At 70.5% G+C, this 26193-nt stretch carries 24 protein-coding genes; 14 read left to right on the top strand and 10 right to left on the bottom strand.

Going from position 1 to position 26193, the window contains the following annotated elements; all coding sequences use genetic code 11:
* Positions 1-109 precede the first annotated feature (109 nt).
* The 3 genes from ABZX90_RS32335 (at position 110) to hemB (ending at position 2981) form a co-directional block, all read left to right on the top strand.
* Positions 110-535 (top strand): ATP-binding protein, encoded by a 426-nt coding sequence (locus ABZX90_RS32335; RefSeq protein WP_355210821.1) that lies wholly within the window; start codon positions 110-112, stop codon positions 533-535.
* Positions 536-823: 288 nt separating this feature from the next.
* Positions 824-1978, top strand: coding sequence for a helix-turn-helix domain-containing protein (locus tag ABZX90_RS32330; RefSeq protein ID WP_355210818.1), 1155 nt, complete (start codon positions 824-826; stop codon positions 1976-1978).
* A 10-nt stretch (positions 1979-1988) separates the two neighbouring features.
* Positions 1989-2981, top strand: a complete 993-nt coding sequence (gene hemB / locus ABZX90_RS32325) for a porphobilinogen synthase (protein ID WP_355210815.1) — start codon at positions 1989-1991, stop codon at positions 2979-2981.
* Positions 2982-3023: 42 nt separating this feature from the next.
* Here the strand turns inward: hemB and ABZX90_RS32320 are convergent, their stop codons facing one another.
* Entirely contained in the window at positions 3024-3767 is a 744-nt protein-coding gene (locus ABZX90_RS32320; RefSeq protein ID WP_355210812.1) for a DUF4232 domain-containing protein, read from the bottom strand.
* Positions 3768-3977: 210 nt separating this feature from the next.
* On the opposite strand from ABZX90_RS32320, the gene ABZX90_RS32315 reads away from it, so the two are divergent.
* Complete coding sequence (locus ABZX90_RS32315) at positions 3978-5330, top strand: helix-turn-helix transcriptional regulator (protein ID WP_355210810.1); 1353 nt, start codon at positions 3978-3980, stop codon at positions 5328-5330.
* A 229-nt stretch (positions 5331-5559) separates the two neighbouring features.
* Positions 5560-6768, top strand: a complete 1209-nt coding sequence (locus ABZX90_RS32310) for a PLP-dependent aminotransferase family protein (protein WP_351128297.1) — start codon at positions 5560-5562, stop codon at positions 6766-6768.
* 39 nt (positions 6769-6807) lie between these two features.
* Here ABZX90_RS32310 and ABZX90_RS32305 read toward each other — a convergent pair whose 3' ends face one another.
* The gene (locus tag ABZX90_RS32305; RefSeq protein ID WP_351128295.1) at positions 6808-7689 is read right to left on the bottom strand and encodes a DUF4253 domain-containing protein; all 882 of its coding nucleotides are present in this window, start codon (positions 7687-7689) and stop codon (positions 6808-6810) included.
* Between the two features lie 113 nt (positions 7690-7802).
* Positions 7803-9572 (bottom strand): arginine--tRNA ligase, encoded by a 1770-nt coding sequence (gene argS / locus ABZX90_RS32300; protein WP_355210860.1) that lies wholly within the window; start codon positions 9570-9572, stop codon positions 7803-7805.
* Between the two features lie 168 nt (positions 9573-9740).
* Here argS and lysS point away from each other — a divergent pair, with 168 nt between their 5' ends.
* Complete coding sequence (gene lysS, locus ABZX90_RS32295) at positions 9741-11501, top strand: lysine--tRNA ligase (RefSeq protein ID WP_355210857.1); 1761 nt, start codon at positions 9741-9743, stop codon at positions 11499-11501.
* 100 nt (positions 11502-11601) lie between these two features.
* Here lysS and ABZX90_RS32290 read toward each other — a convergent pair whose 3' ends face one another.
* The 3 genes from ABZX90_RS32290 to ABZX90_RS32280 all read right to left on the bottom strand — a co-directional run bounded on the left by ABZX90_RS32290 (position 11602) and on the right by ABZX90_RS32280 (position 15033).
* Positions 11602-12981 carry a DUF2637 domain-containing protein gene (locus ABZX90_RS32290; RefSeq protein ID WP_351128293.1) on the bottom strand — a complete coding sequence of 460 codons (1380 nt, stop codon included), beginning with the start codon at positions 12979-12981 and terminating at the stop codon, positions 11602-11604.
* Positions 12982-13144: 163 nt separating this feature from the next.
* A complete protein-coding gene (locus ABZX90_RS32285; RefSeq protein ID WP_355210805.1) occupies positions 13145-14029 on the bottom strand; it encodes a DUF3558 family protein in 885 nt (294 codons plus the stop codon).
* Positions 14030-14175: 146 nt separating this feature from the next.
* Positions 14176-15033 (bottom strand): DUF3558 domain-containing protein, encoded by an 858-nt coding sequence (locus tag ABZX90_RS32280; RefSeq protein WP_351128289.1) that lies wholly within the window; start codon positions 15031-15033, stop codon positions 14176-14178.
* 202 nt (positions 15034-15235) lie between these two features.
* Here ABZX90_RS32280 and ABZX90_RS32275 point away from each other — a divergent pair, with 202 nt between their 5' ends.
* On the top strand, positions 15236-16429 hold the full coding sequence (locus ABZX90_RS32275; protein ID WP_351128287.1) for an RtcB family protein: 1194 nt from the start codon (positions 15236-15238) through the stop codon (positions 16427-16429).
* A 151-nt stretch (positions 16430-16580) separates the two neighbouring features.
* On the opposite strand, the gene ABZX90_RS32270 is transcribed toward ABZX90_RS32275, so the two are convergent.
* The 3 genes from ABZX90_RS32270 to ABZX90_RS32260 all read right to left on the bottom strand — a co-directional run bounded on the left by ABZX90_RS32270 (position 16581) and on the right by ABZX90_RS32260 (position 17975).
* Entirely contained in the window at positions 16581-16775 is a 195-nt protein-coding gene (locus ABZX90_RS32270; protein ID WP_355210801.1) for a hypothetical protein, read from the bottom strand.
* A complete protein-coding gene (locus ABZX90_RS32265; protein ID WP_351128283.1) occupies positions 16775-17542 on the bottom strand; it encodes an SDR family oxidoreductase in 768 nt (255 codons plus the stop codon). Before ABZX90_RS32265 ends, ABZX90_RS32270 begins: the two co-directional genes overlap by 1 nt.
* A 94-nt stretch (positions 17543-17636) precedes the next feature.
* Positions 17637-17975, bottom strand: a complete 339-nt coding sequence (locus tag ABZX90_RS32260) for a YnfA family protein (RefSeq protein ID WP_351128281.1) — start codon at positions 17973-17975, stop codon at positions 17637-17639.
* Positions 17976-18461: 486 nt separating this feature from the next.
* Between ABZX90_RS32260 and ABZX90_RS32255 the strand changes: the two genes are divergently transcribed.
* Genes ABZX90_RS32255 through ABZX90_RS32245 form a run of 3 tightly spaced genes read left to right on the top strand, consistent with a single transcriptional unit; the run spans position 18462 to position 20876 of the window.
* Positions 18462-19133 carry a response regulator transcription factor gene (locus ABZX90_RS32255; protein WP_351134810.1) on the top strand — a complete coding sequence of 224 codons (672 nt, stop codon included), beginning with the start codon at positions 18462-18464 and terminating at the stop codon, positions 19131-19133.
* Positions 19134-19177: 44 nt separating this feature from the next.
* Positions 19178-20353, top strand: a complete 1176-nt coding sequence (locus ABZX90_RS32250) for a cytochrome P450 (protein ID WP_355210796.1) — start codon at positions 19178-19180, stop codon at positions 20351-20353.
* Between the two features lie 31 nt (positions 20354-20384).
* Positions 20385-20876 carry a hypothetical protein gene (locus tag ABZX90_RS32245; protein ID WP_355210793.1) on the top strand — a complete coding sequence of 164 codons (492 nt, stop codon included), beginning with the start codon at positions 20385-20387 and terminating at the stop codon, positions 20874-20876.
* A 236-nt stretch (positions 20877-21112) separates the two neighbouring features.
* Here the strand turns inward: ABZX90_RS32245 and ABZX90_RS32240 are convergent, their stop codons facing one another.
* The gene (locus ABZX90_RS32240; protein WP_351134816.1) at positions 21113-22126 is read right to left on the bottom strand and encodes a Gfo/Idh/MocA family oxidoreductase; all 1014 of its coding nucleotides are present in this window, start codon (positions 22124-22126) and stop codon (positions 21113-21115) included.
* 128 nt (positions 22127-22254) lie between these two features.
* Between ABZX90_RS32240 and ABZX90_RS32235 the strand changes: the two genes are divergently transcribed.
* The 4 genes from ABZX90_RS32235 to ABZX90_RS32220 all read left to right on the top strand — a co-directional run bounded on the left by ABZX90_RS32235 (position 22255) and on the right by ABZX90_RS32220 (position 26174).
* A complete protein-coding gene (locus tag ABZX90_RS32235; protein ID WP_351134833.1) occupies positions 22255-22992 on the top strand; it encodes a GntR family transcriptional regulator in 738 nt (245 codons plus the stop codon).
* A 304-nt stretch (positions 22993-23296) separates the two neighbouring features.
* On the top strand, positions 23297-24301 hold the full coding sequence (locus ABZX90_RS32230; protein ID WP_355210790.1) for a sugar ABC transporter substrate-binding protein: 1005 nt from the start codon (positions 23297-23299) through the stop codon (positions 24299-24301).
* On the top strand, positions 24298-25353 hold the full coding sequence (locus ABZX90_RS32225; protein WP_351134820.1) for an ABC transporter permease: 1056 nt from the start codon (positions 24298-24300) through the stop codon (positions 25351-25353). The genes ABZX90_RS32230 and ABZX90_RS32225 overlap by 4 nt, the downstream gene beginning before the upstream one ends.
* Entirely contained in the window at positions 25350-26174 is an 825-nt protein-coding gene (locus ABZX90_RS32220; protein WP_351134821.1) for an ATP-binding cassette domain-containing protein, read from the top strand. Before ABZX90_RS32225 ends, ABZX90_RS32220 begins: the two co-directional genes overlap by 4 nt.
* Positions 26175-26193: the final 19 nt, after the last annotated feature.

The following is a 26193-nucleotide window of genomic DNA, read 5'->3' as shown; positions in this document are numbered from 1 at the left end:
CCCGGTCACCCCGTACAGCCCGGACAGAACCGGACTCCACCCGGACAGACACCGTCCGCACGGGCTGCGGTTCTTCACAGGTTACGTACGCAAGAACACGCTGAGTGACGTGAATCAGCGAACTGTGCGCCCCCCGCTCCACCACTTCTCGGTGCCGCTCTCCGCCACCCGGCGCGGTGCGCGCCTGGCCCGACTGCTCGCGGCCGAGCAACTGCACGACTGGGGGCTGCCGTTGGACCCGGCCCGGCTCGTCGTCGCCGAACTCGCCGCGAACGCCGCCCTGCACGGCCGCGTCCCTGGCCGGAGTTTCCGTCTCACCCTGTCCGTCCTCGCTTCTCGGACGCTGTGCGTGGAGGTCGCCGACGCCCGGGGTGAACGGTGGCCCACCCGGGTGCGGGACGGCGCCGGGAGGCACGCCGAGTCCGGCTACGGGCTGCTGCTCGTGGAGGAGTTCGCGGACCGCTGGGGTGTTCGTTCGGGGCCGGTGCCGTGCAAGACGGTGTGGGCGGAACTCGATCTCGGGCCCAGCCGATGACGCCCGAACCGGAGCCCGGCGAGGAGTACTTCGGTGGCGGGAGCTTCGGGGCGGCGGGCGATAAAAGACAAAGGACCTGGGGAGAAAACCCTCCAACCAGCCAAACCTCGCTCATGTCACACGGGCGGGTGAAACCGGCTGGTACGGGTGGCGCGTGGGCGGTTCGGGCATGCACGCTCGCCGCAGGTAACGCCCACAACTCCACATCCCCACACATGCTTCGGCCCCCGCCGGGACGGCAATCCCAGTGCGAGGGCCTGACCAAAGAGGAAGAAAGCCCCCTTCCCCATGGCTGTCACCAAGCTTATCGATGCCCTGCGCCCGAGTCAGGGAGTACGGCGCAACGCCACCCCCTCCGGTGTCGCCCACGTACGTGAGTACCAGCCCGACCGGTACACGATCGTCGGCAACCACCTCGCCCAGCACCGAGGGCTCTCCGCGACCGCGATCGGGATCGCCGTGCACATCCTGTCGCTGCCCGAGGGCGCGCGGGTCGACATCCGCAGCCTCGCCGAGCGGTTCCCCGAAGGGCGGGCCCGAATCGGCTGCGCGCTGCGGGAGTTGGAGACGCGCGGCTATGTCGAGCGGGTCCGGGAACGGCTCCCCTCCGGGCAGATGGTCACGCGTACGTACGCCTACCACGCCCCCGCGCTCACCCGGGCCCGGCGGGAGGGAGAGCCGGAAACGACCGCCACCCCGGTGGCCCCGGCACCCCGGACATCCCCGACGATCACGACTGCGCCGACCTCGGCCCTCCCGGTCCAGGACCTCACCGCCCCCGGCGGCCCGCCCTTCGAGGCCGAAACCGGCGCTGTGCCCGAGCCGGTTGTTGCAGCCGACGTCGCACATGTAGGCGGAACAATCACCGACGCCGAGCCTCCCGAACCGACCTCCGCCCCCGTCGAGTCAGGGCCGCCCCGCAACGAGCACCGCGACAAGGCCGAAGCGCTGCTCGCCGGGCTGCGTCGGACCGACATCCGGCTGACGCTGTCCGGGCGGGAGGTGCGGCGTCTGGCTCCCCTGGTTGTCGCCTGGTTCGAGAACGGTCTCGGCAGAGCGTCGGTGATCCACGCTCTGACTGAGGGTCTCCCTCTCCATGTGCGGCACCCGGCCGGCTTTCTTCGTAACCGCCTGTTGGATTCGCTTCCACCGGAGCTGCCGTCCTCTCCGGGGGCCGGTGAGGGCGGGCCGCTCCTGAATCGGCAGCCGTCCCGTCCGTCCGTCATGGTGGACTGCGAAGGCGGCTGCAACAGGGTCTTCAGGGCGCCGTTCCGGGGAGCGTGGTGCCGTGACTGCCGCGCCGCCAGACCCGGGGAAGCTCCCGTGGCCCCATCGGTCGTCACAGCCCTCGTCCGAAGTCTTCCGAGAGGAACGACGTTGGCGCCCTGGGCCCCGGCCGGCGCCGACGCCGAGTCGGTAAAGGTGCGCCTGGGGCGGGCGTAGCGTAGATGCCATGACGAAGTACGGATCCTTCCCCGGTACGCGTCCGCGGCGGCTGCGTACCACCCCCGCCCTGCGCCGGATGGTCGCCGAGACCCGGCTGCACCCGGCCGACTTCATCCTCCCCGCGTTCGTCCGCGAGGGTGTGAGCGAGCCGGTGCCGATCAGCTCGATGCCCGGGGTCGTGCAGCACACGCGGGACAGCCTGAAGAAGGCTGCCGTGGAGGCGCTGGAGGCCGGGGTCTCCGGGATCATGCTGTTCGGGGTTCCCGACGAAGCGAAGAAGGACGCCGTCGGGACGCCCGGCACCGATCCGGACGGGATCCTCCAGGTCGCGCTGCGCGATGTGCGCGCCGAGGTCGGCGACGAGCTGCTCGTGATGTCCGACCTGTGCCTCGACGAGACCACCGACCACGGGCACTGCGGTGTGCTCGACGACCAGGGCCGGGTCGACAACGACGCGACCCTGGAGCGGTACGCCGAGATGGCCCAGGTGCAGGCCGACGCGGGCGCCCACATCGTGGGCCCCAGCGGGATGATGGACGGGCAGATCGGCGTCATCCGTGACGCCCTCGACCAGATCGGCCGCGAGGACGTGGCCATCTTGGCCTACACCGTCAAGTACTCCTCCGCATTCTTCGGCCCCTTCCGGGAGGCCGTCGGCTCCTCGCTCAAGGGCGACCGCAAGACGTACCAGCAGGACCCGGCCAACGCGCGGGAGTCCCTGCGGGAGTTGGCGCTCGACCTGGAGGAGGGCGCCGACATGGTCATGGTGAAGCCCGCGGGCCCCTACCTCGACATCCTCGCCCGCGTCGCCGACGCGTCGGACGTGCCGGTCGCCGCGTACCAGATCTCCGGCGAGTACTCGATGATCGAGGCCGCGGCGGAGAAGGGCTGGATCGACCGCGACAAGGCGATCCTGGAGACCTTGACCGGCATCAAGCGGGCCGGCGCGCAGAACATCCTCACGTACTGGGCGACCGAGGTCGCCCGGAACCTGCGTTAGCCCTCCGGCGGTTCTGGCGACCCCGGTCGGGGACCGGCCCGCTCAGTACGCGAGCGCGTCGTCCAGGTCCTGCTGCCAGTACGTCACCGTGAGCTTGTCGTCGACGTACACGCCCTTCGCGGGGAGGGCGGGGCGGGCGGTCCTGCCCTGGGCGGCGAAGCCGATCTCCAGGGTCTTGGCCGTGTAGCCGTTGCCGCCGCTGCCGTCGGCCGCCGACAGCAGCACGCCCGCATAGCCGGACTCGCCGGGAGCGAGGGTGACGACCGCCTGCGGGTGGGTCTCCTCCGCGACCGGCGGGACGGACTGGGCCTCGCCGAAGCGGGCGATCGGATAGCCCGTCAGGTCGCAGTTCTTCGAACCCGTGTTGGTGACGGTGAGCAGCAGGTGGTTGAGCGGGCGCGAGACGACCGTCGCGGACGTACGGGTGTTGGCGCCGTCGCACGCCACATTCCTGGTGCCGGTGCCGGTGCCGGTCTTCCCGGCGGAGCCGCCCGAACCGCCCGTCGAGCCCGTGCCGTTCTTTCCGGCGGAGCCGCCCGTGGAGCCGGTGGTGGTGCCGGAGCCCTTCGAACCGTTCGTCGAGCCCGTGGTGGTGCCGGTGCCCGCGGGCTTCGCCGTCGTGCCCGAGTCGGCCGCCGGGTCGCTCGGCCGCGCCGAGGAGCGGGCCGCGGCGGACGGCCCCTCGTCGCGGACGCCGTTTCCGTTGCCGCACGCCGTGAGGGCGAACGCGGTGAGCGCGATCGTGGAGGCGGCGAGCAGACGGGTGCGTGCGGTGCGTGCGGACATGGGTGATCCCCCTGTGGTGTCGCTGATGGAACGGCCGCTCGACCGGTCGAGGAGAGCGGCGTGCTTGGATGGCCACAGCTTGTGCGGTGATCCGTCCCGGCCGCCACACCCGGCGGGGGAAACGGGACGCCGGAACGCCGGCACAGGGTCTGACCTGGGGGAACGGCATCCCCCTGGAACGCGGTCCGGGACACGGGGGATGGAGGAACGTTGGCGGGGGACGAGTTCGCGGGACTGCTCCGGGAGCTGAAGGAGCGGTCCGGTCTCAGCTACGGGGTGCTCGCCAAACGGCTGCACGTGAGTACGTCCACACTGCACCGGTACGTCAACGGGGACGCCGTACCGGCGGACTACGCGCCCGTCGAGCGGCTCGCGCGCGCATGCCGGGCCACTCCGGACGAGCTGGTGGAGCTGCACCGGCGGTGGCTCCTGGCCGACGCGCTGCGGGGGAAGAAGGGGCCGGGCCCGGGTACTGCTCCGGGCGCGGGACCCGATGTCTCGGCGACCGACGCGAAGGCACCGGAAGACGAGTCCGGCGCGGGAGTCGCGGGGTCTGCCGTCGGTCCGGAGGGGCTGGCGGACGGTGGCCCGGAGGCGGCCGGGGATCCCGCGCCGGTGAAGCGGAGTCGGCTGCGGAGCCGGAGGGCTCTGGTGCTCGCCGGGGTGGGTGCGGTCGTCGTGACGGCGGTCGTGTCCAGCACGCTGGCCGTGCGGTTGGGGTCCGGCGGCGGTGACGACGATGCCAAGGGCGGGGCCGTGTCCCTCGGCACACCGACCGCCACGGGCGCGCGCGAGACCGGTGCAACCCCGGACGCGCGCCACGGTTCGGCCTCGCCGTCCGCCTCGCGCGGCGGCAGCCCCGAGGCGTCCCACTCGTCCATCGGCGGGTCGGTCGACCAGGACGGGGCCGCCGAAAACGGAGCGGCCGGAGAGGGAGCGGTCGGAGAGGGAGCGGCCGGCGCCGGCCCGCCGACCGTCGCCGTCGACCCGTACAAGTTCGAGGACCCGTGCAGCCAGCACTACCTGGTGAACCGGCCCGCCCCGCAGGTGCCCCCGCCGCCGAACGAGTCGGACGCGCGCGGCTGGGTCACCGCGCTCGGCGGCGTCCCGAGCGGGGAGCAGATGCTCGCGCTCACCGTGCAGGGCATTGGGAAGGCGACCGTCGTCCTGAAGGCGCTGCACGTGCGGGTGCTGGACAAGAGCGCTCCGCTCGCCTGGAACGACTACGCGATGGGCGTGGGCTGCGGCGGCGGAGTGGAGACGAAGTCGTTCACCGTGGACCTCGACGCGGGACGGCCGGCGATCGCGGTCAAGGGCGGACAGCGGAACTTCCCCTACAAGGTCAGCGAATCCGACCCCGAGGTCTTCTACGTGTTCGCGGACGCGCAGGCCCACAACGTGAGTTGGTACCTGGAACTCGACTGGTCCAGCGGGACGAAGAGCGGCACCGTGCGCGTCGACGACCACGGCAAGCCGTTCCGGACCAGCGGGAACGTGGGGCGGCCCGCGTACAACTATCCGCTGGGCGGCAGCGAGTGGCAGACGGCTCCGCCTCCTGGGTGACCGGCGGCATCAAGTCGCCTCAGGAGCTAGGTTGTTGCCCGTTGCACGACGCGACTCTCCAGGGAGATGTCGGCGTCAAACCCTGGACGCCGTCGGCGAGTTGTTGTCCCTCCGCATGTCCGTATCCCGGAATTGACGGGTGTAGACGACACGCACCGGCCTAGGGTGCCGGCACGGGCCGGCCCCGGCGCGCCGGGGCCGCCGCCCGCAACGACAAGGAGCCGTCACCGTGACCCTCACCGATCCCGCAGCCGCGACCGCCCCCGTGCCCCCGCTCGCAGCCCGGGCCACCGCCATCGGCGGCTCGCCGGTACGGGACATCCTCGCGGTCACGGCACGCCCCGAGGTGATCAACTTCGCGGGCGGACTGCCCGCCCCGGAACTGTTCGACGCGGACGGCATCGCGGCGGCGTTCCGCGACGTCCTCGCCGAGGAACCCGAACGGGCCCTGCAGTACTCGACGACCGAGGGCGAACCGGCGCTGCGGGCGGCCCTCGCCGAGCGGACGAGCGCGCGCGGACTCCCGACCGGACCCGACGACATCCTCGTCACCACCGGCTCGCAGCAGGCGCTGTCGCTGCTCGCCACCGCCCTGCTGGAACCCGGCGACACCGTCCTGGTCGAAAGCCCCTGCTATCTGGCGGCACTTCAGGCGTTCGCCTTCGCGGGGGCGCGCGTGCTGGCCGTGCCCGGCGACGACGACGGCATCGACCCCGACGCACTCGACGCGCTGGTGGCCCGGGAACGGCCGAAGCTGCTCTACACCGTGCCCACCTTCCAGAATCCGACCGGGCGTACCCTGCCGGGCGAGCGGCGGGCCGCCATCGCCCGTGTCGCCGCCGCGCGCGGGCTGTGGATAGTCGAGGACGACCCGTACGGAGAGCTGCGCTTCGAGGGCGAACGGGTCCCGTGGATCGCCTCCCGCGACGGCGCCGGGGACCGGACTGTGCTGCTCGGCTCCTTCTCCAAGGTGATGGCTCCCGGCATGCGGCTGGGCTGGCTGCGGGCGCCCGCGGCGCTGCGGCGCGCGTGCGCCGTCGCCAAGCAGGCCGCCGATCTGCACACCCCGACCGTCAACCAGCTCGCCGCCGCCCGCTATCTGGCCGACCGCGACCTGGACGCCCACGTGGCACGGGTCGCGGCCGTCTACCGCGAGCGGCGCGACGCCATGCTCGCGGGAATCGGCGCGGCCCTCCCGGCCGGGTCGACGTGGACCCGGCCGGAGGGCGGCATGTTCCTCTGGGCGCGCCTGCCCGAGCCGTACGACACCACGGCCCTGCTCCGTCCGGTGGTGGAACAGGGTGTGGCGTACGTGCCCGGCGCGCCCTTCTACGCGGGCACCCCGGAGACGTCGACGCTGCGCCTGTGCTTCGTCACGCAGACCCCGGACGAGATCGCGGAAGGGCTGCGCCGCCTGGGAACGGGGCTGCGCGGCTGACCCCGGCCGGTCCCCGTCAGGGGCACGCCCCGACGCCGGTCAGTCCCACCAGAACGACCACACCCGCTCGTCCAGCACCTCCTGCTCGGCATACGTCCGCAGCGCCGTGTGGTGGCCCTGCGTGATGTTGTCCGGGCAGAAGGCGAAGTGCTCCGCCGCGACCGCCTCGGCCTCCGCCATGGTGGTGGGCGGAGCCGCCACGGACAGCACCAACTGGTCGAAGGTGAGGGCCACCACGCGTATGCCGAAGCGGTCCTCCCAGGAGCGGAGCACGGCGCACAGACGCGCCACGTCACCCTCGTAGTTCAGGGGGCCCGACCAGCCGAGGGCGGCCGGGATGTCGGCGCTGCGGCGCGCCGGGACCAGCGCGAGCCGGGGCTGCTTCAGCCACGAGCCGTGGCCCGCGAGGTGGTCGGCGATCTCGGCGGCGCGGACGTCCGGATCCGCTTCGAGCGCGGTGGCGGCGGCCAGGCCCGGCCAGAGCGGCCCGTACGGCGCGATCGTCTCGTCGAGGGCCGGCTGCTCCCCGAAGATCTCGATCACCCTCTCCTTGCCGGGGTAGTCCTGGTCCGCGCCGAGTTCGTCGGCCGCGTAGTCCTCCCAGAACTCGGCCAGCACCTCGTCGGCGTCGTGGTCCCCGGGGTACGACACCTCGTCGGGCATCAACTCCCAGTCCTCCGGGCCGTTCTGCGAGCCGCCCACGTCGACCAGCACCGGCAGCAGACCGGACACCCGGGCGGGGGCGGCCAGCGCCGCCCAGGCCCCGGGAGCCGACCCGTCCTCGGCATGCCACAGCAGCGGCTCGTGCCACGGCCCGTTGGGTGTCGCGTCGATCAGTCTCCCGGGCGGGAGTTCAAGCCCGAGCGCGCGCCCGCTCGGGTCTGCCGTCAGCCGCGGCAGCGGATTGGGAAGTGTCGCCATGCCGGAGACTGTAGGGGCCGGCACTGACATCGCCCGTGGCGCGGTACCCGGGCGCAGACAGGAAAGCGGCCCACACCTACTTCGAGGCGTGGGCCGCGTTCACGAGCACGTGGTCAGAGCCGCTCGGGCGTCCTGATGCCCAGCAGGGACATGCCCTGGTGGAGCGTCCGGGCGGTGAGGTCGCAGAGGAACAGGCGGTTCTCCGCGATCTCCTGCGGCGGCGCCGGCTTGATGACCGGGCACTGGTCGTAGAACGTCGTGTAGAGAGAGGCCAGTTGGTACAGGTACGCCGCCAGCTTGTGCGGGGCGTACTCGGCGGCGACCTCTTCCAGCGTCTCGCCGAACCGGTCCAGGTGCAGGCCCAGCGCCCGCTCCGCCGGGGCCAGTTCGAGCTCCGGGTGGGCCAGCGGCGTACGGTCGCCGGCCTTGCCGAAGATCGACCGGATACGGGCGTACGCGTACTGGAGGTACACCGACGTGTCGCCGTTCAGCGACACCATCTGGTCCAGGTCGAACTTGTAGTCCCGGACGGCGGAGGTGGAGAGGTCCGCGTACTTCACGGCGCCGATGCCGACGTACCGGCCGTTCTCCTCGATCTCCCGCTCGCTCAGGCCCACCTTCTCGGCCTTCTCCCGCACGACGGCCGTCGCCCGGTCGATCGCCTCGTCGAGGAGGTCGACCAGCCGGACCGTCTCGCCCTCACGCGTCTTGAACGGCTTGCCGTCCTTGCCCAGCACCGTGCCGAAGGCGAGCTGGTGGGCCTTGACGTCGTCGTTCAGCCAGCCGGCCCTGCGGGCGGTCTCGAAGACCATCTTGAAGTGCAGGGACTGCCGGGCGTCCACGACGTAGATCAGGCTGTCGGCCTTCAGGTTGAAGACACGGTCGCGGATCGCCGACAGGTCGGTGGCCGCGTAGCCGTAGCCGCCGTCCGACTTCTTCACGATCAGCGGGACCGGGTTGCCGTCCGGGCCCTTCACGTCGTCGAAGAACACGCAGAGCGCGCCGTCCGAGCGGACCGCCACGCCCGACTCCTCCAGGAGGCGGCACGTCTCGTCCAGCATGTCGTTGTAGCCGGACTCGCCCACCACGTCGGCGTCCTGGATCTCCATGTCCAGCTTGTCGAAGACCGAGTAGAAGTAGATCTTCGACTCGTCCACGAACTTCTGCCACATGGCCAGCGTCTCGGGTTCACCCGCCTGGAGGTCCACCACCCGGCGCCGCGCCCGCGTCTTGAACTCCTCGTCGGAGTCGAAGACCGTCCGCGCCGCCTTGTAGAGCCGGTTCAGGTTCGACATGGCCTCCTCGCCGGAGACCTCGCCGCCCTTGTGGTCCAGCTCGTGCGGGTGCTCGATCAGGTACTGGATGAGCATGCCGAACTGGGTGCCCCAGTCGCCGATGTGGTGCCGGCGCACGACGGACTCGCCGGTGAACTCCAGGATCTGCACCACCGCGTCACCGATCACTGCGGACCGCAGATGCCCGACGTGCATCTCCTTCGCCACGTTCGGCTGCGCGTAGTCGATCACCGTCGTGCCCGGGTGCTCCGCGAGGGGCACGCCGAGACGGTCGCCGTCCGCGTACCGCTCCGCCAGGTTCGCGACGATCGCCCGGTCGGTGACCGTGATGTTCAGGAAGCCGGGCCCGGAGACCTCGATGTCCTGGATCAGATCGCCCGACTCGACCCGGGACACGACCTGTGTCGCCAGCTCCCGCGGGTTCGCCTTCGCCTTCTTGGCGAGGGCCAGGATCCCGTTGGCCTGGAAGTCGGCCCGGTCGCTTCGGCGCAGCAGCGGGTCCGCGGAACCGGCCTCCGGCAGGGCTGCCGAGAGGGCGTCCGCGAGGCGCTGATGGACGGAAGCGGTGAGGGACGTGACCGAGGCCATGGGGTGGCTGCCGTTCTGCTCGGGTTCCGGAGTTTCCGCGTACAAGGTGAGTACAAGGTGACTACAAGGAAAGCCAGTATCCCACGCGGTGAAAAGCCGTTTTCGCGGTTGGGGTCCGAGCTGGGAGAATGGTCGCGTCAGCCGTACTCGCGTATGAGAAAGAAGGACGTGCCGATCGTGGCTCAGAGCACCGAGACCACCGACTGGGTCTCCCGTTTCGCGGATGAGGTCATCGAGGAGTCGGAGCGTCGGGCCCCGGGCGCGAAAGACTCTGGCGCCGCACCGGTCGTCGTCGCGTCCGGGCTCTCCCCCTCCGGCCCGATCCACCTCGGCAACCTCCGCGAGGTCATGACCCCGCACCTCGTCGCCGACGAGATCCGCCGCCGTGGGTACACCGTGCGCCACCTGATCTCCTGGGACGACTACGACCGTTACCGCAAGGTTCCGGCGGGCGTCGCGGGCGTCGACGAGTCGTGGGCCGAGCACATCGGCAAGCCGCTGACCTCCGTCCCGGCCCCCAAGGGCTCGGAGTACCCGAACTGGGCCGAGCACTTCAAGGCCGCGATGACCGCCGCGCTGGCCGAGCTCGGCGTCGAGTACGACGGGATCAGCCAGACCGAGCAGTACACCGCGGGCACCTACCGCGAGCAGATCCTGTTCGCGATGAAGCACCGCGGCGACATCGACGCGATCCTCGACCAGTACCGGACCAAGAAGGCCCCCGCCAAGAAGCAGCAGGGCCAGAAGCCGGTCGACGAGGCCGAACTCGAAGCCGCCGAGGGATCGGGTGCCGCCGCCGAGGACGACGGCAGCTCCACCTCCGGGTACTACCCGTACAAGCCCTACTGCGGGCAGTGCGAGAAGGACCTCACCACCGTCACGGCCTACGACGACGAGACGACGGAGCTGACGTACACCTGCTCCGCCTGCGGGTTCTCCGAGACCGTCCGGCTGAGCGAGTTCAATCGCGGCAAGCTCGTCTGGAAGGTCGACTGGCCCATGCGCTGGGCCTACGAAGGCGTCGTCTTCGAGCCGAGCGGCGTCGACCACTCCTCCCCGGGATCCTCCTTCCAGGTCGGAGGGCAGATCGTCGGGCTCTTCGGCGGCAAGCAGCCCATCGGACCGATGTACGCCTTCGTCGGCATCTCCGGCATGGCCAAGATGTCCAGCAGCAAGGGCGGTGTCCCCACCGCGGCGGACGCCCTCCAGATCATGGAGCCGCAGCTGCTGCGCTGGCTGTACGCCCGCCGTCGCCCCAACCAGTCGTTCAAGATCGCCTTCGACCAGGAGATCCAGCGGCTGTACGACGAGTGGGACAAGCTCGCGGGCAAGGTCACCGAGGGCTCGGTCCTCCCGGCCGACGCCGCCGCGTACACCCGCGCGGTCGGCACCGCCGCCGGGGAACTGCCCAGGACCCCCCGCCCGATGGCGTACCGCACCCTCGCCTCCGTCGCCGACATCACCGCCGGCGCCGAGGACCAGACCCTGCGCATCCTGAGCGAACTCGACCCCGAGAACCCGCTCACCTCTCTCGACGAGGTCCGGCCCCGGCTCGACAAGGCCGAGACCTGGATCAACACCCAGGTCCCCGCCGAGGAGCGCACCGTCGTGCGCGACGAGCCCGACGCCGAGCTGCTCACGTCCCTCGACGACCAGGGCCGCGAGTCGCTGCGACTGCTCCTGGAGGGCCTGGACAAGAACTGGTCCCTGGACGGCCTCACCCACCTCGTCTACGGCGTTCCCAAGGTCCAGGCCGGCTTCCCCGCCGACGCGACCGCCAAGGAACTCCCGGCCGAGATCAAGGTCGCCCAGCGCACGTTCTTCGCGCTGCTCTACCACCTGCTCGTCGGACGCGACACCGGGCCGCGCCTGCCCACGCTGCTGCTCGCCGTCGGACAGGACCGGGTGCGCAAGCTGCTCGCCGCCTAGCCGGACACGGTTCTACGAGGAAGGGGCGCCCGGTGATCACCGGGCGCCCCTTCCTCGTACAGCGCTCACGCACCTCGTACACGCTCACGCGCGGAGGTGCCTAGGCGATGTGGTCCTCCTCCAGCTCCGTGTTGAAACGGTTCTGGAAGCGGCCCATGTAGCGCCTCAGCTCGCTGTCCGTGAGCGTCACACCGAACGTGGCCTCGACGTTGCCGCCGAACTCACCCTTCGTCGGCAGACCCTGGCCAGGCATTATCGACTGGCGGAACACCTGGTAGAAGCTCTCCTCGCGGGACTTCTCGTCGGCCAGCGGCGACTGCTCCTCCCGCGGGGACGGGATGGGCAGCTGCTCCGGAGCGCCGCCCTCACCGAGCTGGCGCGTGCGGCCGGGCCCCGCCGGGATAGGGAAAGTGCCGGTCTCCTCCGGACCGGGCTCGTACGCCTGTGACTCCTGCTCGGCGTACCACTGCTGGTACTGCTCCTCCTGCGCGTACGACGGGTCGTAGCCGCCGTCGTACGGGATCTCCTGGGGATCGGGGGCGGCGAACCACGGGCTCCTGACCGGCTCCTCCGCCTGACCCTGGTACTGGCCCTGGCGCTGGTCCTCGTACTGACCCTGGTACTGACCGCCTTGCTGCCCCTGGGACTGGCCGCCCTGCTGACCGTACTCGGGCGGCCGCTGCCGCCCGTCGCCCCCGTTCGACTCCAGCTCCCGGTGCTCGGGCCCCGGACCGGCGGCGACCGGGACGGACACCTGAACCGGCGTGGGCGCCGGCGGCAGCAGCGCGGGCTCGATGCCCGCCGCCGCCAGACCGGCGGGGGCCGTCTCCGCCAGCGGGACGCCGTAGCGCGCCAGACGCAGCGGCATCAGCGACTCCACCGGGGCCTTGCGGCGCCACGCGCGGCCGAAACGGGAACGGAGCCGGGCCTGGTAGACCAGGCGCTCCTGCTCCAGCTTGATGACCTGCTCGTAGGAACGCAGCTCCCACAGCTTCATCCGGCGCCACAGCAGGAAGGTCGGGAGGGGGGAGAGCAGCCAGCGGGTGAGGCGGACGCCTTCCATGTGCTTGTCGGCCGTGATGTCGGCTATTCGGCCGATCGCGTGCCGGGCCGCCTCGACCGAGACCACGAACAGGATCGGGATGACGGCGTGCATGCCGACACCCAGCGGGTCCGGCCAGGCCGCCGCGCCGTTGAAGGCGATCGTCGCCACCGTCAGCAGCCACGCCGTCTGGCGCAGCAGGGGGAACGGGATGCGGATCCAGGTCAGCAGCAGGTCCAGCGAGAGCAGGACGCAGATACCCGCGTCGATGCCGATCGGGAAGACGTAGCTGAAGTTCCCGAACCCCTTCTGGATGGCCAGCTCACGGACCGCCGCGTACGAACCGGCGAAGCCGATTCCGGCGATGACGAGCGCACCGGCGACGACCACGCCGATGAGAATTTTGTGCATCCGTGTCAGCTGTATGGGTGCGGCCACCTGTACTCCCCTCCCCTTGCGTGTTGTTGCGCGCAACAGAGTGGCACATGTGTGTGGCGTACGGATGCGCGGTATGGGAGGAGCCCGGTCCCCGAGGGAACCGGACCCCTACAACTGTCTTGCCGGAGCCATGAGTTGAGCCCCCAATCCGGTCGGAACCGGGTCAGCCGCTCTTCGCCGCGGACCGCGACGGTGAAGCACTCTTGGAGGCGCCCTTCGAGGCGCTCCCGGACGGCGAGGCCGACGGAGCCTTCGAGTCCTTCGAGGAGGAGCCCGGCTCCGACGAGGACGTGCCCGCTGCTCCGCCGTCCTTGTTCGCGGCCTTCACCGAGGCGACCGCCTCCTTGGCGGCCTTCTCGGCGGCCTTCAGCAGGCCGGCGGCGTCCGGGGTCTTCTCGCCCGCGAGACCGGCACCGTTGTAGTCGATCGTGACGACCACGTTCTCGACGCGGGTCACGATCGTCTGCTGCTTGAAGGAGCCTTCCTTCTTCTTCAGGTCGTAGCGCACGGCCGTGGCCTCGTCGCCCGTCCCGGCGACCGGCTCCGACTTGGTGCCCTTCGCGCCCGTCACCGCCTGCGCGCCCGCGACCTGCTTCTCGAAGTACGTGTGCGCCTGCTCGTCGCCCGCACCGCGCGCGTCCGAATCGAAACGCAGCAGCGCCACGTTCAGCCAGCGGAACTGAGAGCCCTTCACCCCGTTGTTGTCGAGGCTGCTCCAGTTGCAGTTGCCGCGCTGCGCCACGTCGTCCGAAGCGCCCTTCTTGCCCGACTTGTCACCCTTGGGGACCAGTTCGCCCAGTGTCTTCTTCGACAGCACCGAGCAGGGATCGGGAAGCGTCGCGTACGCGGCGGGCGCAACGACATCGGCCGGGGCACTGGAGGACACCTTCGCGTCCGGGGTCGCGCTCGCGTTCTTCTGCGCGTCCTCACCGGAGTCGGAGTCCGAGGAACAGCCCGCGGCGACGAGCATCACCGGGACGGCGGCTGCGCTGACAAGGATGCGGGTGAGTCGCGGTGCTCGGCCTACTCGCTGTACTGGTCGGTGCATGGTTCCTTCACTCGTGGCGCTCGTGGTACGGCCGCACATGGAACGTGCGACCGGTCGGGTCCGAGGGGCCACGGTACGCGGTGAGGCGCCTGGGCGGTTCCCGTTCGGGGGGTTTGCGCCGGGGTGCCCCAGGTGGTGCGCGGCCGCTAGCCGTTGAGCTCGTCGGCCAGCTTCTGGGCCAGTTTCCACGCCCTGTCCTGCATTTCCTCACTGTCCGGGGCGTCCGTGGAAGCCGTCGGCCGCTCGGTGTATTCGATCGTCACGATCACGTTCGACGTGCGGAACACCACAGTCACCGTGCGCTGCCGAGCCGTCGACGAGCCGGTGTTCAGCTTGTCGTCGAGGAACGCCTGGTCGCCCAGACCGTCGAGGACGCGCGGCTGGAGCGCGGCGGGGGTCTCCGAGGGGGAGGCGGAGCCGCTGGGGGCGGAAGGAGCGCCGGAGGCGGCGCCCTTGTCGCCGTTCCCGTCGCCGGCACCACCGTCGCCTGTCGGGGTGCCCGCGCTGTCGCTCGGACTCGGACTGGCGTCGTCACCGGAAGCGGACGTGGCGGGTTCGGGAAGGTCGGCCGCCGTCTCCTTGACGGTGTACAGCTCCTCGGCCTTGCTGTCGTCGCTCACGGCGTTGTCGTACGAGACCACGCGCTCGAAGTCGACGAAGAGGTGATCGGTGGCGGAGGTGGACTCCACCTTCCAGTTGCAGCCGTCACGCCGGTCCGTGTTGTACGTGAGCGTGGCCTCGCCCTCGTACGCCTTCTCCCGCTGCTTCTCGTCGGCGGTCTGCTGGATGCCGGGCAGCAGGGTGTCGAGCGTGTCGTGATCGGCCGCGCTGCACGCCTCGGGGAGGGTGCGGTACTTGCCCGGCTGGGCCGCGGGGGCCGTCGTGCCGGAGTCGCCGCCCTTGGAGTCCGGGGCCGAACTCGCCTCGCCCGAACCCCCTGTGCAGCCCGCGAGCAATGCCGCGAGGAGCACGGCGGCGCCTGATACGTACGCCTTCCGCTGCACGGTCAGGCTCCTCTCGACGGTTCCCGACGGCGCTTCGGCCCGGGTGTCCTGTGGTTATTCGGTTGCCGCACGGGGGCGACCCCTGGAGACAATGTGTATCGCACGCACAGCCGTGGACGCCGGTCCGTTGTCCTATACGTCGACCTAGGCGCCGGTTTTGCGATTTAAGACTTCTGTTGTTTTTCTGGGGATTGAGGGCGATATGTCGTACGTAGAGGTGCCGGGGGCGAAGGTTCCCATCCGCATGTGGACCGACCCGGCGTCGGTCGAGGATGTCGCACTCCGCCAGCTCCAGAACGTGGCGACCCTCCCCTGGATCAAGGGGCTCGCCGTCATGCCGGACGTTCACTACGGCAAGGGCGCGACGGTCGGCTCCGTCATCGCGATGCGGGACGCGGTGTGCCCGGCGGCGGTGGGTGTCGACATCGGCTGCGGAATGTCCGCGGTCAGGACGTCGCTCACGGCCAACGATCTGCCGGGCGACCTCTCGCGGCTCCGGTCGAAGATCGAGCAGGCGATTCCGGTGGGCCGGGGGATGCACGACTCCCCGGTCGCTCCGGACCGCTTCCACGGGCTGGCGACCGCGGGGTGGGACGACTTCTGGGGACGGTTCGACGGGGTGGCCGACGCGGTCAAGTTCCGTCAGGACCGGGCTGTGAAGCAGATGGGGACCCTGGGCGGGGGAAACCACTTCGTAGAGGTATGCACCGATACGTCCGGTTCTGTCTGGCTCATGCTGCACTCCGGTTCGCGGAACATCGGCAAGGAGTTGGCCGAGCACCACATCGGTGTGGCCCAGAAGCTCCCGCACAACCAGGGCCTGGTCGACCGTGACCTCGCCGTCTTCGTCGCGGACACGCCCCAGATGGCGGCGTACCGCAACGACCTCTTCTGGGCCCAGGAGTACGCGAAGCACAACCGCGCGCTCATGATGGCGCTCCTGAAGGACGTGGTCCGCAAGGAGTTCAAGAAGGCGAAGCCGACCTTCGAGCCCGAGGTCAGCTGCCACCACAACTACGTCAACATCGAGCGCTACGACGGCATGGACCTGCTGGTCACGCGCAAGGGGGCCATCAGCGCACGGGCCGGAGAGTTCGGCATCATCCCGGGCTCGATGGGGACGGGGTCGTACATCGTGAAGGGCCTCGGCAACGAGAAGTCCTTCAACTCGGCCTCGCACGGCGCGGGTCGGCGCATGAGCCGCAACGCGGCGAAGCGGCGCTTCTCGACGAAGGACCTGGAGGACCAGACGCAGGGCGTGGAGTGCCGCAAGGACTCCGGCGTCGTGGACGAGATCCCGGGCGCCTACAAGCCGATCGAGCAGGTCATCGAGCAGCAGCGCGACCTCGTGGAGGTCGTGGCGAAGCTGAAGCAGGTCGTCTGCGTGAAGGGTTGAGCCGCCCGAAGCCGAACGGGCCGCCGCTGAACTGTCCGCCGCGGAACCGGCCGGCCGAACTGCCCGAAGGGCCCGAGCCGTTGGTGGCTCGGGCCCTTCGGCGTGGGTGCTCGACGGCGTGGCCTCCGGGCGGTCCGTTCGCGCGCGGGGGTCACTTGGCGTGCAGGACCGCGTAGATCATGACGAAGGCCACGATGTGGATGCCGAAGAGGAAGTACGCGAGGTAGTACCAGACATAGCGTTCGCGCTTCTTCTCCAGGGCGAGGCGTGCCTGCTCGCCGTCCGTGGACGTCGGCTGCGGGGTCGGCTCCGGGGTCGGCTGCGCGGGTGACGCGGGATCGGGCATCACAGTTCCCTGTGGACCTTCGTATTGGACGCCTGCGCGCGGGGGCGGACGACGAGGAGGTCGATGTTCACGTGGCTGGGTCGGGTGACGGCCCACGTGATGGTGTCGGCGACGTCGTCGGCGGTGAGGGGCTGGGCCACGCCCGTGTAGACCTTGGCGGCCTTCTCGGCGTCGCCGCCGAAGCGGGTCAGGGCGAACTCGTCGGTCTTGACCATGCCGGGGGCGACCTCGATGACCCGGACGGGCGTCCCGACGATCTCCAGGCGCAGCGTCTCCGCGAGGACGTGCTCGGCGTGCTTGGCGGCGACGTAGCCACCGCCGCCCTCGTACGTGCCGTGGCCCGCGGTGGAGGAGAGGACGACGACCGTGCCGTCGCCGCTGGCGGTGAGCGCCGGGAGGAGGGCCTGGGTGATGTTCAGGGTGCCGATGACGTTCGTCTCGTACATCTGGCGCCACTGGGCCGGGTCGGCCGTCGCGATCGTGTCGGCGCCGAGTGCGCCGCCGGCGTTGTTGACCAGCACGCCGACCGTGCTGAACGCCGTCGCGAACTCGTCGACGGCGGTGCGGTCCGTGACGTCCAGGGCGTACGCGGTCGCCTGGCCGCCCGCCGCGGTGATCTCCTCCGCCAGCGCTTCGATGCGGTCCTTGCGGCGGGCGGTGAGGACGACGCGGTAGCCCTCGGCCGCGAGCTGCCGGGCCGTCGCGGCGCCGATTCCGCTGCTTGCACCGGTGATGACGGCGATACGGGATGCGGCGGCGGGGGTCATACGGCTGCTCCTTGGCGGTGGCCGGCGGTGGCTGGGGTGTCTCCGGCAAGGATAGGTGGGTGAGGGCGGAGGTGGCGGGGCGGTCGGTGGCGGGTCAGTTGCCGCCGCGTGGGGCGTACATGATCACGGCCATTCCGGCCAGGCAGATCAGGGCGCCGGTGATGTCCCAGCGGTCGGGGCGGTAGCCGTCCGCGACCACGCCCCAGGCGAGGGAGCCGGCCACGAAGACTCCGCCGTACGCGGCGAGGATGCGGCCGAACTCGGCGTCCGGCTGGAGCGTGGCCACGAAGCCGTACAGGCCGAGGGCCATCACGCCGGCACCGATCCAGAGCGCGCCGCGGTGTTCGCGTACGCCTTGCCAGACCAGCCAGGCGCCGCCGATCTCGAGGAGTGCGGCGAGGACGAAGAGGGCGGCGGAGCGGGCGATCAGCATGCGGGCACTGTGGCACGGGGGGCAGGCGGGCACGGGGGTGCGGGGGCGGGTTCGTCGTGGGTCACGCGGGTTCGTCGTGCGTCACCTGTTGGAAGGCGCCTGGGGGCTGTCAGGGGTGGGATGCGGGTTCGCTTGCGCTCGCGTCAGGGTGCCCGGTGCGTGGGGGGTCGGGGCCGTGCCGGTACATCCGCCCGTCGCCGTTGGATCAGACGTGGGTTTCCGAGGGAGCCGCTGCTCGATCCGGACGTAAGCGACGGGCATGTGATGTACCGGCACGGCCCCTTCCGTGCGTCGACGGCCGCGGGTGCATCGTGGTGGGGGCCCCGTTGCTCCCGCGCGATTTCGGCTGCGGGAAATTTCAGCCCCGGCCGGGAAAATTCAGCCCCTCCGGCGTTTGAGGAGCGGGGTCTGGGGCGGAGCCCCAGGTATGGGAAGGGTAGGGGCGGCGGGGGCGATGGACTGTTGGGAGCTGGTTAGGTGGGGGGCATGACTGCGATTCGACTGGTGCTCGTCGACGACGATCCCTTGGTGAGAGCGGGGCTGGCCCTCATGATCGGCGGCGCCGAGGACGTCGAGATCGTCGGTGAGGCCGCCGACGGCAGCGAGGTGGAGGCACTCGTCGACCGCACCCGGCCCGACGTCGTCCTGATGGACATCAGGATGCCGACGGTCGACGGACTGACCGCCACCGAGCGGCTGCGCGGACGCAAGGAGGCGCCCCAGGTCGTGGTCCTGACGACCTTTCACGCCGACGACCAGGTGCTGCGCGCCCTGCGAGCGGGCGCGGCCGGCTTCGTCCTCAAGGACACACCGCCCGCGGAGATTCTCGCGGCGGTACGCCGGGTCGCCGCCGGAGACCCGGTGCTGTCGCCCACCGTCACCCGCCAGTTGATGGAACACGCCGCGGGTTCCGCCCTCGACACCCGCAGGTCCGGGGCGCGTTCGCGGATGGCGGCCCTGAACGAGCGTGAACGCGAGGTCGCCGTCGCCGTCGGCCGGGGCAGTTCGAACGCGGAGATCGCCGCCGGGCTGTTCATGAGCATCGCCACGGTCAAGACCCACGTTTCGCGCATCCTCGCCAAGCTCGACCTCAACAACCGTGTGCAGATCGCTCTGTTGGCGTACGACGCCGGGCTGTTGGAGGAGGACGGGCACTGACCGCGGGCCTCGCGCGTTGAGCGGTGAGACGAGAGGGGGGAGTCGTGATCGATCTGGGGGAGTACGGGGCGCGGTTCACCGAGGACCCGCACCCGGTCTACGCCGAGTTGCGTGCGCTCGGTCCGGTGCACCGGGTGCGCCTGCCGTCGCCGGACGCGCACCACGAGACCTGGCTCGTCGTCGGGTACGAGGAGGCGCGGGCCGCGCTCGCCGACCCACGGCTGGCCAAGGACGCGGACAAGATCGGGATCACGTTCCTCGACGAGGAGCTGATCGGCAAGTATCTGCTGGTCGCCGACCCGCCGCAGCACACCCGGCTGCGGGCGCTGATCGCACGTGAGTTCACCCCTCGGCGGGTGGCGGCGCTGCGCCCGCGGGTCCAGGAGATCACCGACGAGCTGCTCGACGCGATGCTCCCGCACGGACGCGCCGACCTCGTCGAGTCGTTCGCCTATCCGCTCCCGCTGACGGTCATCTGCGAGCTGCTCGGGGTGCCCGAGCTGGACCGGGCGGCCTTCCGTGCGATGTCCACGGAGGCGGTCGCGCCCACCAGTGCCGAGAGCGAGTACGCGGCCTTCGTCCAACTCGCCGCCTATCTGGGCGACTTGATCGAGGACAAACGGAGCGCGGGTCCCGCGGACGACCTGCTCAGCGGCCTCATCCGCACCACCGCGGAGGACGGAGACCGCCTCTCGCCGCAGGAGTTGCGCGGCATGGCGTTCGTGCTCCTCGTCGCCGGGCACGAGACGACGGTCAACCTCATCTCCGGAGCGGTCCACGCCCTGCTCACTCACCCCGACCAACTCACCGCCCTGCGCGCCGACATGACGCTCCTCGACGGCACCGTCGAGGAGGCGCTGCGCTACGAGGGGCCGGTCGAGAACGCGACCTTCCGGTATGCGGCGGAGCCCCTCGACATCGGCGGCACGGCGATCGCGTCCGGCGAAGCGGTGATGATCGGCCTCACCGCGGCCGACCGCGACGGGGTGCGCTATCCGGCACCCGACCGTTTCGACATCCGGCGCGAGGCCCGCGGACATCTCGCCTTCGGGCACGGCATCCACTACTGTCTGGGCGCGCCGCTGGCCCGGCTCGAAGCCGGTGTGGCGCTCCGCTCCCTGCTGGAGCGGTGCCCGGACCTGACGCTCGGCGGACCGCCGAGCGGCTGGCTGCCCGGCATGCTGATGCGAGGCGTGCGCCGTATGCCGGTGCGCTGGTGAGCGGCCCGGGGCCGCGTAAGGAGCGTCGACCGTGCTGCGTACGGCGGAGATCACCGCGGAGCTGACCGGCCTGGAGGATTCCCACAAGCTCTACTGGCGCTCCCAGGTGGAGTTCAGTCTCGACTGCTTCATCTGCGAGCGGATCGGGCGGACGACGGTGTTCGAGCGCGGCGCCGAGCAGGCGCTGTGCTCCGGCAGCCGCAGTGGATTCAAGCGCCACCACACCGCCGCCCGGGTCGCGGGGTTCGACACGACGAGCGGCCGGGAGCGGCTGGCGGTCCGGGTCCTCCTCGACTTCTGGTGGGCTCCCTTCACCGACACCCGGGTAGGCCATAAGGCCGCGGCGCCCACCAGTCACCCATGGGTGCGGCTCCAGCTCGCCTATCACTGCCCGGACGCGAAGGAATCCGGCACCGGCAGCATCCAGACCAACCTGGTCAGGCCGTATCGCCTGACCTGCAAGCACTGCGACCGGCTGCTCGGCGTCGACCAGGAGGCCCCGGCCGTGCGGCTCCTCGGATGAGGTGCCGCACGGCCAGGGCTCGTGACGCGGCCGATGGTCATGGGCGGTCATGGGTCGTCATGGGCCGTCATGGGCGGCCGTAGGCCGCCTTCCGCCTCGTCGTCCTTCCAGGCTGTCGGGACTGTCGGGACTGTCGGGACTGTCGGGGCTGTCCGGGGCTGTCCGGGGCCTTCTGGGTTCCGCCGTCGTGCTCCTGGGCCTCGCGGCCGTGATACCGGGCGCGGGGTGCGCTCGTCTCAGTCCCTGCCGCCCGGGATCTCCGCCGGTGAGACCGCGCGTCGCTCGCGCCGCGACAGCTCGCAGGCCTCGGCGATGCGCAGCGCCTCCAGTGCCTCGCGGCCGTCGCAGGGGTTGGCGCGTTCGCCGCGGACCACCTCGACGAAGGCGGCGAGCTCCGCCTCGTACGCGGGGCCGAAGCGCTCCAGGAAGCCCGTCCAGGGCTTGTCCGCGGGCGGCGGCCCGGCCTGCTCGGTCGAGGCGATCGGCGTACGGTCGTCCAGGCCCACGGCGATCTGGTCCAGTTCGCCGGAGAGCTCCATGCGGACGTCGTAGCCCGCGCCGTTCATCCGGGTGGCCGTCGCCGTCGCGAGCATGCCGTCGTCGAAGGTGAGGACGGCCGCGCCGGTGTCGATGTCGCCCGCCTCGCGGAACATCGCGGGCCCCGCGTCGGAGCCGGTCGCGTACACCTGGACGACCTCGCGGCCGGTGACCCAGCGCAGCATGTCGAAGTCGTGGATCAGACAGTCGCGGTAGAGCCCGCCGGAGAGCGGGAGGTACCCGGCCGGGGGCGGCGACTGGTCCGACGTCATCGCGCGTACGGTGTGCAGCCGCCCGAGCCGGCCCGACCGGACCGCCTCGCGGGCGACCGTGTAGCCCACGTCGAAGCGGCGCTGGAAGCCCATCTGCAGAACCGTTCCGGCCGCGTCGACCTCGGCGAGCGCGGCCAGCGTGGCCGCCAGATCGAGCGCTATGGGCTTCTCGCAGAAGACCGGGAGCCCGGAGCGTGCTGCCCGACCGATCAGTTCGGAGTGGGCCGAAGTGGCGGCGGTGATGACCACCGCGTCCACGCCCCAGGTGAAGATCTCGTCCACGCTGGGCGCCGCCGTCGCGCCCAGCCGGTCCGCCAGTCGCTGAGCCCGAGCGGGGTCCGCGTCCGTGACGATGAGGGAGCCGCCGACCTCACGGTGACGGCTGAGAGTGGCCGCATGAAATGTACCAATACGACCCGCTCCGATAAGTCCGATGCGCATGGGAACAAAGTGAGGGCCGACCCGCCGTGCTGTCAATGCTTTGTCCGGACAATCGAACTTCACAACTTCCCGTCAACATCTCCCGGAGCTACGCTCGGGCCGTGCCCAAACCAGATGTGGATCCGACCGTGTCGCTCCAGCTCAGCGTCGACCGCAGCAGCCCGGTCCCGCTCTACTTCCAGCTGTCGCAACAACTCGAGGCCGCCATCGAGCACGGAGCACTGACCCCGGGCAGCCTGCTCGGCAACGAGATCGAGCTCGCCGCGCGGCTCGGCCTGTCCCGCCCCACGGTCCGCCAGGCCATCCAGTCCCTCGTCGACAAGGGCCTGCTCGTACGGCGCCGCGGCGTCGGTACCCAGGTCGTGCACAGCCAGGTCAAACGCCCCCTGGAACTCAGCAGCCTCTACGACGACCTGGAATCGGCCGGTCAGCGCCCCGCGACCCAGGTGGTCGTCAACACCGTCGAACCGGCCTCCACCGAGGTCGCGGCCGCCCTCGGAGTGGCCGAGGACAGCGAGGTCCACCGTGTCGAGCGGCTCCGTCTCGCGCACGGCGAGCCGATGGCGTACCTCTGCAACTTCCTGCCCCCCGACCTGCTGGAACTCGACAGTGACCGGATGGAGGCCACCGGTCTGTACCGGCTGATGCGCGGCGCCGGCATCACCCTCCACAGCGCCCGCCAGTCCGTCGGCGCCCGCGCGGCCAGCGCGGAGGAGGGCGAGCGGCTCGGCGAGCCGGTCGGGGCTCCGCTGCTCACCATGCAGCGCACCACGTTCGACGACACCGGCCGCGCCGTCGAGTTCGGCTCGCACATCTACCGCGCCTCGCGCTACTCCTTCGAGTTCCAGCTCCTCGTACGACCCTGAGCCGCCTGCTCCTTGTACGACCCTGATCCGTGCGCTCGTCGTACGACCCTGAGCCGCTCGCTCCTTGTACGACCCCGAGGCGTGCGGTTCCCCGTGCGGCTCCGAGGCCGCCACCGGAACGGTCCTGCCGCGCCGCTGAAGCACACCGTGCGGGGGACCCGCTGGTCGGGTTGATGATCCCCGTGGTCGATACTTGGTCGTTTGGGCCGGTACGACACCGGTCCCAAAGGGCCCGCGGGAGGGCCCCCGGGCCGGTCCGCACGGCCCGGCACACCAAGGAGCACGGCAAGAAGGGCACGGCCTCGTGGCACGGACTCGGACCTGGGTAGGCATCGCGCTGGCAGGGGCGCTGACGGTGTCCCTCGCGGGATGCAGCAACACCGGCGGGAAGCGGGCCGAGGACGCCCGCAAGGCCGCGGCGGCCCAGGGCAGGGCCGCGGTGAACACGCCCAGGTGGACCTTCGCGATGATCACCCACTCGGGCGATGGCGACACCTTCTGGGACATCGTGCAGAACGGCGCCAAGCAGGCCGCCGTCAAGGACAACATCAACTTCCTCTACTCGCACGACGACGAGGCCCAGCAGCAGGCGCAGCTCGTCGACGCCGCGGTCGACAAGAACGTCGACGGCGTCATCGTCACGCTGGCCAAGCCGGACGCCATGAAGGCGGCGGTCGCGCGCGCCCGCAAGGCGGGCATCCCGGTGATCACGGTGAACTCCGGCTCCGAGGAGTCGAAGGCCTTCGGCGCGCTCACCCACATCGGCCAGGACGAGGCGGTCGCCGGCGAGGCGGTCGGCGAGGAGCTGAACAAGCGGGGCCGCAAGAAGGCCCTGTGTGTCCTGCACGAGCAGGGCAACGTCGGTCACGAGCAGCGCTGCGCCGGCATCAGGAAGACCTTCGACGGCACCGTGCAGAACCTCTACGTGACGGGCACCAACATGCCCGACGTGCAGTCCTCCATCGGCGCCAAGCTCCAGGCCGACGGGTCCATCGACTCGGTCGTCACGCTCGGCGCGCCGTTCGCGGACACCGCGGTCAAGGCCAAGGCTGACGCGGGCAGCAAGGCCGAGATCGACACCTTCGACCTGAACGCCAAGGTTGCCGCCGAGCTCAAGAACGGCACCCTCGGCTTCGCCGTCGACCAGCAGCCCTACCTCCAGGGCTACGAGGCCGTGGACCTGCTCTGGCTGTACAAGTACAACGCGGATGTCCTGGGCGGCGGCCGGCCCGTCCTCACCGGCCCGCAGATCATCACCAAGGACCAGGCCTCCGAGCTGGAGCGTTACGCGGATCGGGGGACCCGATGACCGCCACGGCACCCGCGCCGACGCCCGGCCCCGAGACCGACGAGCGCCTCCTGAAGACCTCGCCGCTGCGCAAGCTGCTGAGCCGCCCGGAGCTCGGGTCCGTGGTCGGCGCGGTCGCGGTCTTCCTCTTCTTCGCGATCTTCGCGGACAGTTTCGTACGGGCCGCGAGCCTCAGCACCGTCCTGTACGCCGCCTCGACCATCGGCATCATGGCCGTCCCGGTCGCGCTGCTGATGATCGGCGGCGAGTTCGACCTCTCCGCGGGCGTCATGGTGACCAGCTCCGCGCTGATCTCGTCGATGTTCAGCTACCAGATGACGGCGAACGTCTGGGTCGGCGTGTTCGTCTCGCTGTTCGCCACCCTCGCGATCGGTGTCTTCAACGGCGTCATGCTGACCCGTACCGACCCGCCGAGCTTCATCATCACGCTCGGCACCTTCCTGATGCTGACCGGCATGAACCTCGGTTTCACCAAGCTGATCAGCGGCACGGTCTCCACCAAGTCGATCTCCGACATGGAGGGGTTCTCCTCCGCCAAGGACGTCTTCGCGTCGACGATCACCATCGGCGGTGTCGACTTCAAGATCACCATCCTATGGTGGCTGGCCCTGGTCGCCGTCGCCACCTGGATCCTGCTGCGCACCCGCGTCGGGAACTGGATCTACGCCGTCGGCGGCGGCGAGGAGGCGGCCCGCGCGGTCGGCGTCCCGGTCGACAAGACCAAGATCGGCCTCTACATGGGCGTCGCCTTCGGCGCCTGGATCTCCGGCCAGCACCTGCTGTTCTCGTTCGACGTCGTGCAGTCCGGTGAAGGCGTCGGCAACGAGCTGATCTACATCATCGCGGCCGTCATCGGCGGCTGTCTGATCACCGGCGGCTACGGCTCCGCGGTCGGGGCGGCCGTCGGCGCGCTGATCTTCGGCATGGTCAGCAAGGGCATCGTCTTCGCCGAGTGGAACCCGGACTGGTTCAAGTTCTTCCTGGGAGTGATGCTGCTCCTCGCGACCCTGCTCAACCACTGGGTCCGCAAGCGCGCGGAGGCGACGAAGTGACGACGGACACGAACACGACCAAGGAACCCGCCGCCGCGCAACACAGCGCGCTCGTCGAGCTCGACGACGTCAGCAAGTACTACGGCAACATCCGCGCCCTCGAAGGTGTCTCGCTGGAGGTCCACGCGGGGGAGATCACCTGTGTGCTCGGCGACAACGGCGCGGGCAAGTCCACCCTCATCAAGATCATCGCGGGCCGGCACCAGCACGACGCGGGCACGCTGCGCATCGAGGGCGAGGAGACACGGCTGGCGTCCCCGCGCGAGGCACTGGACCGCGGCATCGCCACCGTCTACCAGGACCTCGCCGTCGTCCCGCTGATGCCGGTCTGGCGGAACTTCTTCCTCGGCTCCGAGCCGCGCAAGGGCTTCGGCCCGTTCAAGCACCTCGACGTCGACCTCATGCGGCGCACGACCCACGCGGAACTCCTGCGCATGGGCATCGACCTCCGTGACGTCGACCAGCCGATCGGCACCCTCTCCGGAGGCGAGCGCCAGTGCGTGGCGATCGCCCGCGCCGTCCATTTCGGCGCCAAGGTCCTCGTTCTCGACGAGCCCACCGCCGCCCTCGGTGTGAAGCAGTCCGGTGTGGTCCTCAAATATGTGGCCGCCGCACGGGACGCCGGACTAGGTGTCGTGTTCATCACCCACAATCCGCATCACGCGTACCTCGTGGGCGACCGTTTCGTCCTGCTGAAGCGCGGCACCATGTCAGGCAGCTACACCCGGGACGGGATCACGCTGGACGAGCTGACGCGCCAGATGGCGGGCGGCAGCGAGCTGGACGACCTGCGGCACGAACTGGAGAACCGCGCCGTGTGAGGGGCGTGGGACCGTGACC

It is taken from the genome of Streptomyces sp. NPDC002935, assembly GCF_040611295.1.
Lineage (GTDB): Bacteria > Actinomycetota > Actinomycetes > Streptomycetales > Streptomycetaceae > Streptomyces.
Note: the sequence above shows the minus strand (reverse complement) of the source record. Positions and strands in the feature narration are given on the sequence as shown.